We start from the raw sequence: 12,931 nt of genomic DNA, 5'->3' as shown, positions 1-12,931 counted from the left end.
ACTCCTTACAAAGACAGAATCACTTTTGCACCCACCGCCAACTGGTAAAGGATGGTGGAAATACCGCGAGTAACTTCAATGTTTTTCGATTCATATTTCGGCAGAACCATAATCTCATCGCCCGGCTTGAGTGAATCCACATCTTCCGCGTTGACGGCAGCGCCGTTCTGACGAATGACGATAATTCTGGCGTTACCCGATTTCTGCGTCAGGCCACCACATTTCTCGATGTAATCCTCGGTGGTCATCCCCTTCTGCCAGCTCACCGCGTTCGGGAACAGCACCTCGCCATGAACCATAACCAGCGACGTTTTCTCTGGAATATTGATGACGTCGCCATCTTCAAGCAGAACAGAATCAATATTGGACTCGTTGAGGATCACTTCGCCTTTCGGGACCACAGTACGTGCTTTTGCCACAAAGCGGCTGATCAGTTGCGCTTCCTGCATACGCAGGCTGGCTTCTTCTTTGGTGGAGGACTGGGCAGAAAGTGACGCTTCCTCCAGTTTTTGCAGCGAGAGATTCAGCATCTCTTTCTGACGCTGAGCTACTGATGGGCGATAAAGCTGAACCGCGTTCATCTGCGACATGCTGTTCGGACGGATTTTTTCCAGAACCGCACGCATGGTGGAACCATAAGGCAGCACCATGGCATGTTCGCCGGAATGCGCGCCTTCAACTCGTACCTGAATGGTGCCGGCATAGCGGTCAGTGCTCACGATTAAGGTATCGCCGTTCTGCAACATACGGCCTGGCGCAGAACTGATCGGATAGTATTCGCTACGTTTTTGCAGCCCCTGTTTACGCATAATCGTAATGTGAGTTGCGCCAGGCTTAGGGCGTGCCCAGCTCAACGCTTCTGTTACAGGAATGCTGCTTTCGCGGAACTCAAAGTCGTAGCTGTTAAAGACATCGCCCTGAACGCTGAACGTATGTTGACGAGGCCCAACGATGATGGTGTCACCATCGGCGAACTGCGAAAGCCCCAGTTTTCCGTTTAGCAGGAAGTCATACAGGTTGACGTTGGAGCGCACGCGGTTGCCGCGCTTGACCACAATATCAACGTAGCTCCCGCGTTCCGGATCTACGCCGCCAGCCTTGATCAGATAATTCAGTAAAGAGTCGGACGTCACGCCGCCATACAGACCAGGATTACGTACAAAGCCGGTAACGTACACTTTTACTGGCTGCGCCTGTAATAAGGAGGCGTAGACGTTGACGTTGGACTGGTACACTTCCTTTACTTTTGATGTAACCAGGGCGTTCAACTGGCTATTGCTAACCCCAGCAACTTTCACCGGACCAACGTTCGGCAGGAAAATATTGCCTTTGGGATCAATCTGTAACGCACCATCAAAGGTGAACGCACCCCATAAACGGACCTGAACGCTATCGCCCGGATTAAGGATATAGTCAGGATTGAATCCTACCGTCGCACCGCTATCCGCGCTGGTGCCGTTGAAAAGTTGAGCACCAAACATACGACTCATCACCACCGGCTGTGCTGGCGGTGGGGTGTTGTCGAAGCCGCTCATGTTTTGTGTATCCGACTGCTGCCCACTCAGAATACCGGGCAGTGGTGCTGCCCCCGTAAGGTTTGAGTCAGCGTTAATATCAATGGCCGCGCTGGCCTGCGCCGCGTGACAGGCGGCAATCAGTAAAATTGATTTAAATAATTTCATCACAAACTCATTCAGCGACAGCGTTAATCTCGGTGATCTTCAATAACAGCCAGCAACAGTTTCAGGGTGCCGAACAGCAGGCAGCACACCAGTAACCAACAGGCGATCAAATAAGGGATGTTTGGAAAAGACGATTCCTGCGGCAACTGTGGCGAACTGATCACAGACAGCACCTTGAGCTTACGAGCCGCTTCTACACGGGTCTTTTCAATGGAGGTCAGGGTCAGTTTGTACAGCTCGGTGTTGAACTCTACTTTTGATTTGATTTCTTCAAAATCCACCGCCATACGGTTTAGCTTGTCACCCTGTGGCGCTGTGATTTTGCTTTTTTCTTCATCGATTTGTGCCTGCAATGACTGAATCGCGTTACGCGCGCTCACCACTTGGGGGGCGTCTTCACGCAGATATGTCAGCAAGTTACGCAGATCTGCTTCCATCTGGATCTTCTGAGCCATCAGCGTATTTACTAACGTGCTCGCCGCCTGAGCCTGGGCTTGTGGATCCAGGACGTTATTGCTGTCCTGATAAGAGAGCAGTTCCGCTTTGCTGGCATCCAGACGCTGGCGCGCTTTTTCCATCTCGCTTTCTGCAAAGGCAAGTTGATCACGCGCAATGCGATGCGACATCTCATTGATAAAGCGTTCTGACTCTTTCAACACGGTCTGGTTAAATTTAAGCGCAAACTCCGGGCTAAAGCCCTGTGTCTGAATATTCAGCAATCCGGTTTTATCGTCATACGAAACGTTGATACGGTCCTTGTAGTACTTCAGGAAGCCTTCTGCGGTTTCATCCTTGCTAAGATGATTAAGAAAATCGAGCCCGCTGTGGCTAAATGCTTCACGAAAATTCAGTTGCTTATCCAGCGCCGCCAGCATATCCGGCGAGTTGATATACTCTTTCAGATACAACGCATCTTCCGCGGAACTGGGGTTAGAGGCACCCAGAAGCAGACCAAAATTCAGGCTGCCGCTATTTAAATCATCCGAGCGTTTAATGGCGACTTTCGACTCGCTCATATAACGAGGCTGGCTGAAGATAGCCAGATAGATCAGTAGCACAGCCATCGGTGCCAGAATGATGATTTTCGCCAGGTGTTTTTGGATATCTGTCAGTGAGATGGCAGACAGACGAGCACGCATCCAGGATACGGCAGACTTCAATTTTATCAACATGTAACGATTATCAGAGTTTCAGTGGAGGCGAGGGGGCTGGCCTCTCGCCTCCCGTTGCTTCATTAGTCGAAAATTCGTACAAGACCAGTGACTTTGTTCGCCTTGTTGGTCACCAATAACGTTGAGACTCGATGCTTTTGCATCTTTTCTTCCGCTTCGATGATCATGGTTTCTTCCGGTAGAGTCAGTGGTTCACGCGTCATCATCTGCGCAGCCGTGGCGGATGTCAGAGAATCCTCTTTTTCCATAAAGCGACGCAGGTCACCGTCGGTGATAATACCCGCCAGCCCGCCTTCTGCGTCTTCTACCATCACCATACCCTGGCAACCGCTGGTGATACGTTGAATCACGGTTTTAAACGACGCATCCAGGTGCACCGCAGGAACATCATGCTGCATAACATCAGCAACACGGGTCAGCAGGCGACGACCTAATGAACCGCCCGGGTGATAACGCGCGAAGTCATTCGGCATAAATTTACGCTGGTGGATCATGGCAATAGCCAGCGCGTCTCCGATCGCCATGGTCAGCGTGGTGGACGTTGTTGGTGCAAGGTTATTCGGGCAGGTTTCATTCTCCATGTGAAGTTCCAGCACGGCATCAGCATTTTTCGCCAGCGTGGAATTTCCATTATTAGTAATGGCGATAATTCGGTTGCCGAAATTCTTCAGTGAAGGGACTAGCTTCAGAATTTCATCAGTTTCACCGCTGGCGGAAATAAGGATCAGGAGATCATAAGGCGTAATCATACCGAGATCGCCATGGAAAGCCTCTGCCGGATGAATAAAGAAACTCGGCGTACCAGTAGAGGCCAGTGTCGCTGACATTTTACGACCAACATGCCCTGATTTACCCATTCCCGAAAGAATAACGTGTCCTTTACAGTTCATTATCAAATTAAGGACTCGTTGGTACTGTACGGGATCCAGTTGCTTAGACAAGTTTTGTAATGCTGCGCCTTGTTCTGCCAGAGTCTGGCGAACAGAGGTAATTAAATATGGATCGATAGTACTGCTCTGGTCATCAGGTAAATGTCTTTCAGACATATCAGCTCCTTTGCACGGAAATAGTGCCACAGTCACAACAAACCCGAACCCATAATAAATTATTAATATTAAATCAATGGGTTATAACAAATTATTTAATAAATATAAAAATATGGTTAGTCCATGCTCTTATCCAGGACTTATCACCCTCTTATTAAGTCGCAATGTCTCATGGAAGTGCGAAGATACTGCAATATTACAGGCGAGAAGGGGGAACCAAATTTTGCCCACCTATTTAACACAGCCCTACATTATGAACAAGGAGTTTAGGATTTTTATCAATGATTAAAATGTTTCGCGCTTAACTATTGAATCAAAAAACAATTCAGAGGTTGATTGTTTCATTGTAAAAAAAGAGACGCATGACACTGTTATTTATAAATAAAACACCTCGGTAATGGTGGTGATATTCCGCATTCAACTATTTAAGCTATGTATAGTTAACCAATTGACAATTTCCATATAAAGCAGAAGGGAGTGATAAAGTTTTATTAGTGACTATTAAATATCAAGATTGTTTTCTGGTTGATTATTTCTGCAGGTGGCAGTGGAATTAAAACAGACCAGATTGCATTTATTGGTACATATATTTTCAAGGAAACTATTACCAAATAAAAAATAATTATTGGGATTATCACGTGATGAATCGGTTGCACATATGCCAGAGAGCACTTCCGTCCGGCCATCCTTCATTTTTGTAGCGTACATTTTGCTCAGTGAAAGGGCTGATAGAGAGACAAGCATCAGGCCCTTTTGGCCATACTCGCGGGTAAGGAGATGCCTCGCAGAAAGGCACCTCCGGCAACCAACAGTCCACTTCAGATTCAGAGTGGTTTATTAATCGCGTCATAAAGATGGTTTAAAGTTTTTAATCGCTGTTTGTATGCTTTTCTCAGGCAGGTTGTATCGCTACCACACCGGCGTCGTTCAGCCAGCCACAGTACCTGTGAGTCATGCAGTTCCCCGGCGGCTCCCATCGCGTAAAGTCCATGAAGGAATTGATATTTAACACTCAACTCCACGTCCAAATCATTCAGGCTATGTGATGAACAAATTGCTTTTTCATCCGCACTGTGGGACTGCCGACAATCAAAACTGGCCGCCGTGGCAGAGAACGCCGGGAGAGTGATGATGAGAAATGCGGTAAGAATATTTTTCACTGGCTTAGCCTCCCGGGACGAATAACGGGTCCCGGAGCCATGGTCAGGGTTTTGTTGTTCAACAATCTGAACCCTATAGCCTCTCCGGTTTTCACTGACAGTTCACATGCGTAGTGAAAAGTCGTCCAGTTAATCCCCCGACGGTACTGACCATTGCCCGTCAGGAGCGCAGGTGAGACCAGGCGCTGCATATTATGTTTTCCCTGATCGAGAATAACCTTATCTACGTCGGTGTACTGCTTCTGTAGTTCTTTCAGTGCCAGCGGTCGGCAAATAAATTCGGCTACGCGTTGAGCTTCAGTCCAGTTTGTATAGGCAAAATTACGGTCATTCTTCCCTTTTACCTCACGATGAATGACGTTATTCAGATGTTCTACCTGGGCAGGATTCAACGAGACATTCGTTGCAAATGCAAATCCGGTATACATACAGGATATAGCGGTAATAACAACCAAACGCTTAAAAGTCATAAATACTCCGTTATGCATAAGATCCTACATTTACTGTGCTATTACAATGTATGAATATAAGTTCAAGGAATAGTCAATATGCTGCGCTGCGTCAATATTTTATGGTTAATCAGGCTATTCGGGTGTAGGCCTGAATATGCTGTAATGCAAATTTGCGCTTACCTAAAATAAAATCTCTTCCGCCAATGGTGAGGCCTGTAGAAACTGGGATGGTCTGAGTGTTGGATAAGGATGGCGGTGAATGCTTATGAATCAGTAAGGCAAAGTAAGCGGGGCTATCAGAATAACTTTGCCAGTAGTATGAAGCCAGGTAAGTCAACGTTTCGCACGATGTACCGCCTGTCTGTTAACAGGTTGTGCGGGTAATGAAAAAATAAAAGCACATAATAAAAATACAATTAGGAATATTTATAAAGACGTTTTTAATTGCTTGATATCGCTGTGCTTATTTTTATTGTCTGGCAACATTCCCATTGTTTTTATTCTCAATGTATTGATCTGTATTGTTTTTTTGATTTCGCCATTGCCTTAGTATCCGGTTAAATAAGTATTATGATTAATTTGACTTTAACTGAATTACGTGAGGGGATTATGAGTGACAGTTTCCAGCGGGAGATACCAAAGGCCCGTATTAATCTGAAATTAGAACTGCATACAGGGGGGCGAGTAAAAAAACAGAATTACCCCTGAAGTTACTGGTTGCGGGTGATTTTAGTAATGGTCAGGAATCCGCGCCATTATCTGAGCGTAAAAAAGTTAATCTTAACAAAAATAATCTTGATGCACTCCTTTCAGACTATTCCCCAAAAGTAAATCTTATCGTTAATAACACACTTGCTGATGACGGTAGCGAAGACAGCATCAGGTTGACATTTCAGAGCATAAAGGATTTCTCCCCGGAACAGGTATCCCGACAAATACCTCAGCTAAAAGCCATGCTTTCCATGCGTAATTTACTTCGTGATTTAAAAGCGAACCTTCTGGATAACCAGACGTTCCGTAAAGAACTGGAAAACATTTTGCTGGACCCGGCATTAAGTGCAGAACTCAAAGCAGAACTTTCAGCTTTGGCACCTAAACAGCCGTAACGGTCACGACGATTTAATGGATTAATAAGGAAAATGTTGACGTCTGTAAAAAATGAGAATGCCGCTGGTGGCGAGCCGATTGCCGCACAATCAGGGGGAACGTCAGGGAGTGATAATTAACAGAATATCACTGTGAGCGCCTGCATGTATTGGTGTGTATAAAGCAACAAACATCGTCGAAAATGGCGAGAAATACAGCACGCAAATTACGTGTAGCAACGGCCAGAAATTTACCGTAGCCAGAAAAAGAAAAAGCCCCGCTTTTCAGCGAGGCCTTATGAATAGTGGTGCCCGGACTCGGAATCGAACCAAGGACACGGGGATTTTCAATCCCCTGCTCTACCGACTGAGCTATCCGGGCAACGGGGCGCATTAAACCTGATTCGCCTCGTCTCGTCAATTAAATTTCTTCAATTTATAGCAGACTGCACAATCTATCATCACTTTGCCGTTACTACACGCATCATCAGACAAACCAGGCGCTCCAGGCGGCGGAAAGAGGCATTGCCAGAAGTAGTGCTGGAAGCATGTTTACCACCGGAAATAGTTTAATGCCGCAGATGCGTAAGCCGGTTGCTAGCAGCAGCAAACCACCTACGGCGCTGAAGTCTGCCATCATCGATGGTGTTGTCAGCGGTAATATCAGCGCAGCAGCCCAGGCCAGCGTTAACTGGATGATCAGCAATGGAATACTAATCACCGATACCGCAATGCCAAGTGAACAGGCGAAGATCATCGCGGTAAAGAAATCCAGAAATGACTTGGCGATTAAAATGCTCGGATCGCCGGTCATCCCTTCATTCATCGCGCCGAAGATCCCGGTGCCGCTGGCACAAAACAGGACAATAATCGCGACAAAATTCTGAATAAAAGATTCATGCGCTGGCTTTTTACGCGAGTGACGAAACAAATTTTGCGCTTTAGCGACTGCGGTATTAACACCTTTTTCCAACAAACAAATTTCACCAATTAATGCACCGAGTAGCGTCGCTAAAACCATCGCCGGAAGGTTGGCGCATTTCACCACCAGTAAAATACCAATTCCCAACGATGCCAGACCAAAAATGGATGTCATAGAGACACGGATCCGTTCCGGTAAGCGTTGACTAAGCAGTGCGCCGAGGACGCCACCCAGTAATACTGCACTAGCGTTGATAAAAGGGCCGATGACCACAAGAGTTCCTGTTAATTGTGTTGTTTGATGTTTTTATTATGAACTTTTTGTCCCGCCGATTGCTTGTCTGACCGCAAAGTCCTGGCTTGCACGCTCTGGTGAAAGGTGCCATGATTGCGCGAATTTTCTCCTTGTTGTACGGAGTTTGCCCGATGCACGCCACCTCCTTACATTCTCTTGTTTATCGCCGTTTTGCGCGAAACGCTTCCCTTTCCATATTACTGCTCATGCGGTGAAGTTAACGCACGCTCACTGTAGGACAACAGTAAAATCAGAGCCATTCTGCTTTTACTGATGTCTGGCGGTCGGAGCTGGTGACCAGTTTGACCCACATCTCATGCGGCAGGTTTTTACACCTTGCCCGGTATTTTTACCTCCCCGAAACGGGTTTTACATTTATGAAATCAATGAGTATTGCCGCCAGTAGTGAACTGGTTTCCCGAATTTCTACCCATCGTCGCGTGGTGGCGCTGGAAGATACTGATTTTACGGACGTCGCGGCAGTCGTCATTACCGCTGCGGATAGCCGCAGTGGCATTCTTGCGTTACTTAAACGCACTGGTTTTCATCTACCGGTGTTTTTGTATTCCGAACAGATTGTTGAATTGCCTGCGGGCGTCGCGGCGGTAATCAATGGCAACGAGCAGCAGTGGCTGGAGCTGGAATCTGCAGCCTGCCAGTACGAAGAGAACGTGTTGCCGCCGTTTTATGACACGCTGACGCAATATGTTGAGATGGGCAACAGCACTTTTGCTTGCCCGGGTCATCAACATGGCGCGTTCTTTAAAAAGCATCCTGCGGGGCGTCATTTTTACAATTTCTTCGGTGAGAACGTTTTTCGTGCCGATATGTGCAACGCCGATGTGAAACTGGGCGATCTGCTTATTCATGAAGGCTCAGCGAAGGATGCGCAGAAGTTTGCGGCCAAAGTGTTTCATGCTGATAAAACCTATTTTGTGCTTAACGGCACTTCGGCAGCAAACAAAGTGGTTACCAATGCGCTGTTAACGCGTGGCGATCTGGTACTGTTCGATCGTAACAATCATAAGTCGAATCATCACGGTGCATTGATTCAGGCTGGGGCGACGCCGGTGTATCTGGAAGCCGCGCGTAACCCGTTCGGTTTTATCGGCGGTATTGATGCGCATTGTTTTAATGAAGACTATTTGCGCCAGCAAATTCGTGAAGTGGCACCAGAAAAAGCCGAACTACCGCGCCCGTTTCGCCTGGCAATTATTCAGTTAGGAACTTATGACGGTACTATCTATAACGCTCGCCAGGTGATCGAGACCATTGGGCATTTGTGCGATTACATTCTGTTTGATTCCGCGTGGGTCGGTTACGAGCAGTTTATTCCGATGATGGCAGATAGCTCGCCGTTACTGTTAGAACTTAACGAAAACGATCCGGGGATCTTTGTTACCCAGTCGGTGCACAAACAGCAGGCGGGATTCTCACAGACTTCGCAGATCCACAAAAAAGATAACCATATTCGCGGGCAGGCGCGCTTTTGCCCGCATAAGCGGTTGAATAATGCCTTTATGCTCCACGCCTCCACCAGTCCGTTCTATCCGCTGTTTGCTGCGCTGGACGTTAACGCCAAAATCCATGAAGGGGAGAGCGGTCGTCGACTGTGGGCGGAGTGTGTTGAGTTGGGCATTGAAGCGCGCAAGGCGATTCTTGCACGCTGTAAGCTGTTTCGCCCGTTTATCCCGCCCGTTGTTGGTGGCAAATTGTGGCAGGATTATCCGACGTCAGTATTGGCCAGCGACCGTCGCTTCTTCAGTTTTGAACCGGGGGCGAATTGGCACGGCTTTGAGGGATATGCCGCAGATCAGTATTTTGTTGATCCGTGCAAGCTGCTACTGACCACGCCCGGTATCGATGCCGAAACCGGTGAATATAGCGACTTTGGTATTCCTGCGACGATTCTGGCGCACTATCTGCGTGAGAATGGCATTGTGCCGGAAAAGTGCGATCTCAACTCTATTCTGTTCTTATTAACCCCGGCGGAGAGCCACGAGAAGCTGGCACAACTGGTCGCAATGTTGGCACAGTTTGAACAGCATATTGAGGATGACTCGCCACTGGCTGAGGTGTTGCCGAGCGTTTATAACAAATATCCGGTGCGCTATCGCGACTATACCCTGCGCCAGTTGTGTCAGGAGATGCACGATCTGTATGTCAGTTTCGACGTCAAAGACCTGCAAAAAGCGATGTTCCGCCAACAGAGTTTCCCGCCTGTAGTGATGAATCCCCAGGATGCGCATAGCGCCTATATTCGTGGTGAAGTGGAGTTAGTGCGTATTCGTGATGCCGAAGGGCGGATTGCGGCGGAAGGCGCGCTGCCGTATCCACCTGGCGTGCTTTGCGTGGTGCCGGGGGAGGTATGGGGAGGCGCGGTACAGCGTTATTTTCTCGCACTGGAAGAAGGCGTGAATTTGTTGCCGGGGTTTTCGCCGGAGCTACAAGGTGTCTATAGCGAAACCGATGCCGACGGCATGAAACGTTTATACGGTTATGTGTTGAAGTGAGAACAAAAAAACGGGCTACCATCTGGTAGCCCGTTTTTCTTGGTGTAATTAGTGGTTAACCGTCTGTGTGCCCGCCGGGACACGAACGTGTTTGTATTTGAACATCGCCATGAACGCGAAGGCCAGAACCACGGAGTAACCTGCGAAAATCAGCCATACGGTCTGCCAGTCGGTAATGCCGTTTTGGGTATACATCTCAACCACTTTACCGCTCACAATACCGCCGAGGATACAGCCGAAGCCGTTGGTCATCATCAGGAACATCCCCTGCGCACTGGCGCGAATTGCCGGGCTAACTTCTTTTTCCACAAACACCGAACCAGAGATGTTGAAGAAGTCGAATGCGCAGCCGTAGACAATCATTGACAGCACCAGCAGTACAGTACCGAACGGAGTCGGGTCGCCGTAGGCAAACAGCGCAAAACGCAGTATCCACGCCACAATACTGATCATCATTACGTTCTTAATACCGTAGCGGCTTAAGAAGAACGGGATAGTCAGAATGAACAGCGTTTCAGAGATTTGCGAAATCGACATGATGATTGACGCATGTTGCACGATAAAGCTGCTGGCGAACATCGGATCTTTGTCGAAGCTGTGCAGGAAGGTATTACCGAACATGTTGGTAATCTGCAGTTCTGCGCCCAGCAGCATCGAGAAGATGAAGAAAATCGCCATACGCTTGTTTTTAAACAGCGCGAATGCATCAAGCCCCAGCAAAGTCGTCCAGCTCTGATTCGCTTGCTGTTTAGCAACCGGAATATACGGCAGCGTAAAGGTAAACAGCACCAGAACGGCGGAAAGGGCTGCGCCAATATACAGTTGCATGTGGCTTAGTTCGAAGCCTGACAGGCTCACCACCCACATCGCCATAATAAAACCGATGGTGCCCCAGATACGGATTGGCGGGAAATCAGTAACGATATCCAGCCCCGCGTTTTGCAGGCGATAGTAAGAGATGGTGTTGATTAACCCAAGCGTTGGCATATAGGCAAACGAGTTAATCAGGATAACGAGGAACATCGCCTCCGGCGTGGTAACTTGCGCCGCCATGAAGAGAGTAATTGCGCCGATGGTGTGACAAATGGCATATACCCATTTCGCACTTAACCATTTGTCGGCCACAATCCCCAGCAAAGCAGGCATAAAGACCGCGGCGATACCTAGTGAACTATAAACTGCGCCAATAGAAGCACCGTCGAACTTCAGGGTAACGAACATATATGAGCCGAGGGTCGTTAGCCAACTTCCCCACAGGCAGAACTGCAGAAAAGAGAGGATTTTCAGCTGCAGCTTAAGATTCATGTTAATTTCCTCACATCGTGATGCGGATGAGTGTTTTAAAAAGCACATTTGACCGTGCAAGATGATGCGATTCTATCAACTTCGCTGACTGTTTTTTTGTTATCCGTAGCAAATAATTGCAAATAATCTCAATTTGCAAGGCGAAATTGTGAAGCGTGTAACACTTTGCCTCGAAGTAATGTTAGAGGCAAAGGTGAAATTATCGACGGCGGTAAGATTTCTGCGCCATGTTCACTTTATAGAGATAGCGGCGAGATTCCGCAGAAGGATGGCGGGTCGTCAAAGTCTGATAAACATCACCTGGCGTCATGGTGTTAATAATATTAGCTGCCTGAATTTTATCATTCGAGAAAACACGTAACACGCTGCCTGCGCCGCCGTTATAGGCGGTGATGACGGCATAACGGCGCGACGTTGGGTTATCAATGCCGCCGAGATAAACATTATTCAGCATCGCCAGATATGCGGTGCCGGTATCAATGTTGCTGGCAGGATCGAACAAGAAACTGCGGCCTGGTATGCCGGATTTCCCCTGTGAGCGGAACACGTCTTTCCCGGCGGTGTGCTGTACTACCTGCATTAATCCCAGCGCATCGGAACGGCTGACCGCATACGGGTTAAATGAGGATTCGGTTTGCATAATCGCCAGAATTAATGACTCATCGACACCATATTTTCGTGACGCCTGGCGAACCATACCGAGATATTTATGCGCACGTTTATCAAGGTGGTTCGGCACCATATTAATGGTTACGCTGTAGATAATACGCAGCCCGTTGCTGCGGCTTTTGAGGCGGTTTTTCAGCAGATAATCCGCGAAATTGCTCGCGCGACCTTCCCAACGAATTGGCTGCCCGGTGTTGTCTACTACCTGACCATAAAGGAAAGGTTCTTTTGATATCGTAATATCATCAACATCGGAATAGAGATCGACCGACCCCGGATCGTCACCCATCAGTAACGTTTTGATAATTGCCCGGCGCAGGTGTGCGACAGGTTCCGTCCCGGCGATGGTTTCGATAGTGATCGTACCATCATCAAAGTTGATGTGGCTGCGGGTTTGATATTGATCGGTGTATTTCACGTAGTCCTTAGGACCGGCGATCACCACCTCTTTGAATCCCCAGATGTTTTCAATATTGTGGGCAAATTGCCCCATCAGAATATCAAAACCGTTGGTATCTTTGACCCAGGCTTCATTATTGGTATCGCCTTTTTTGGTCGTCGAACAGGAGATGAGCAACGGCGCAATCAAAGCCAGCGCGAGATATTTTTTCATCATTCCGGGTGCGTGTTGTGT

Annotated in this window: 10 protein-coding genes, 1 tRNA gene and 1 pseudogene; 3 read left to right on the top strand and 9 right to left on the bottom strand. The window is 47.9% G+C overall.

What is annotated here, in order from left to right:
• Nucleotides 1–5: 5 nt before the first annotated feature.
• The 5 genes from A1SC_RS09930 to A1SC_RS09950 form a co-directional block, all read right to left on the bottom strand.
• On the bottom strand, nt 6–1,682 hold the full coding sequence (locus tag A1SC_RS09930; RefSeq protein ID WP_001325876.1) for a polysaccharide biosynthesis/export family protein: 1,677 nt from the start codon (nt 1,680–1,682) through the stop codon (nt 6–8).
• A gap of 23 nt (nt 1,683–1,705) precedes the next feature.
• Nucleotides 1,706–2,854, bottom strand: coding sequence for a capsule polysaccharide transporter (locus tag A1SC_RS09935; RefSeq protein WP_000905744.1), 1,149 nt, complete (start codon nt 2,852–2,854; stop codon nt 1,706–1,708).
• Between the two features lie 62 nt (nt 2,855–2,916).
• On the bottom strand, nt 2,917–3,900 hold the full coding sequence (locus tag A1SC_RS09940) for a KpsF/GutQ family sugar-phosphate isomerase (protein WP_016262528.1): 984 nt from the start codon (nt 3,898–3,900) through the stop codon (nt 2,917–2,919).
• Between the two features lie 824 nt (nt 3,901–4,724).
• A complete protein-coding gene (locus A1SC_RS09945) occupies nt 4,725–5,060 on the bottom strand; it encodes a lysozyme inhibitor LprI family protein (RefSeq protein ID WP_000789899.1) in 336 nt (111 codons plus the stop codon).
• Nucleotides 5,057–5,530, bottom strand: a complete 474-nt coding sequence (locus A1SC_RS09950; protein WP_000143249.1) for a hypothetical protein — start codon at nt 5,528–5,530, stop codon at nt 5,057–5,059. The genes A1SC_RS09945 and A1SC_RS09950 overlap by 4 nt, the downstream gene beginning before the upstream one ends.
• Before the next feature lie 591 nt (nt 5,531–6,121).
• Between A1SC_RS09950 and tssB the strand changes: the two are divergent.
• Nucleotides 6,122–6,618, top strand: a pseudogene (tssB, locus tag A1SC_RS0122060) (type VI secretion system contractile sheath small subunit).
• A 285-nt stretch (nt 6,619–6,903) separates the two neighbouring features.
• Here tssB and A1SC_RS09955 read toward each other — a convergent pair.
• Nucleotides 6,904–6,979: transfer RNA gene (locus tag A1SC_RS09955), tRNA-Phe, on the bottom strand.
• Between the two features lie 105 nt (nt 6,980–7,084).
• On the bottom strand, nt 7,085–7,792 hold the full coding sequence (locus tag A1SC_RS09960; RefSeq protein ID WP_000234506.1) for a DUF554 domain-containing protein: 708 nt from the start codon (nt 7,790–7,792) through the stop codon (nt 7,085–7,087).
• A gap of 152 nt (nt 7,793–7,944) precedes the next feature.
• On the opposite strand from A1SC_RS09960, the gene A1SC_RS25660 reads away from it, so the two are divergent.
• Together A1SC_RS25660 and speC are read left to right on the top strand one after the other, a co-directional pair.
• On the top strand, nt 7,945–8,028 hold the full coding sequence (locus A1SC_RS25660; RefSeq protein WP_212976457.1) for a hypothetical protein: 84 nt from the start codon (nt 7,945–7,947) through the stop codon (nt 8,026–8,028).
• 162 nt (nt 8,029–8,190) lie between these two features.
• Complete coding sequence (gene speC / locus A1SC_RS09965) at nt 8,191–10,326, top strand: ornithine decarboxylase (protein ID WP_000839918.1); 2,136 nt, start codon at nt 8,191–8,193, stop codon at nt 10,324–10,326.
• Nucleotides 10,327–10,374: 48 nt separating this feature from the next.
• On the opposite strand, the gene nupG is transcribed toward speC, so the two are convergent.
• A complete protein-coding gene (nupG, locus tag A1SC_RS09970) occupies nt 10,375–11,631 on the bottom strand; it encodes a nucleoside permease NupG (protein WP_001517062.1) in 1,257 nt (418 codons plus the stop codon).
• A 199-nt stretch (nt 11,632–11,830) separates the two neighbouring features.
• Nucleotides 11,831–12,910 carry a membrane-bound lytic murein transglycosylase MltC gene (gene mltC, locus A1SC_RS09975; protein WP_016262527.1) on the bottom strand — a complete coding sequence of 360 codons (1,080 nt, stop codon included), beginning with the start codon at nt 12,908–12,910 and terminating at the stop codon, nt 11,831–11,833.
• Between the last annotated feature and the right edge of the window lie 21 nt (nt 12,911–12,931).

This window comes from Escherichia sp. KTE52 (assembly GCF_000408325.1).
GTDB classification, from domain to species: domain Bacteria; phylum Pseudomonadota; class Gammaproteobacteria; order Enterobacterales; family Enterobacteriaceae; genus Escherichia; species Escherichia marmotae.
Note: the sequence above shows the minus strand (reverse complement) of the source record. Positions and strands in the feature narration are given on the sequence as shown.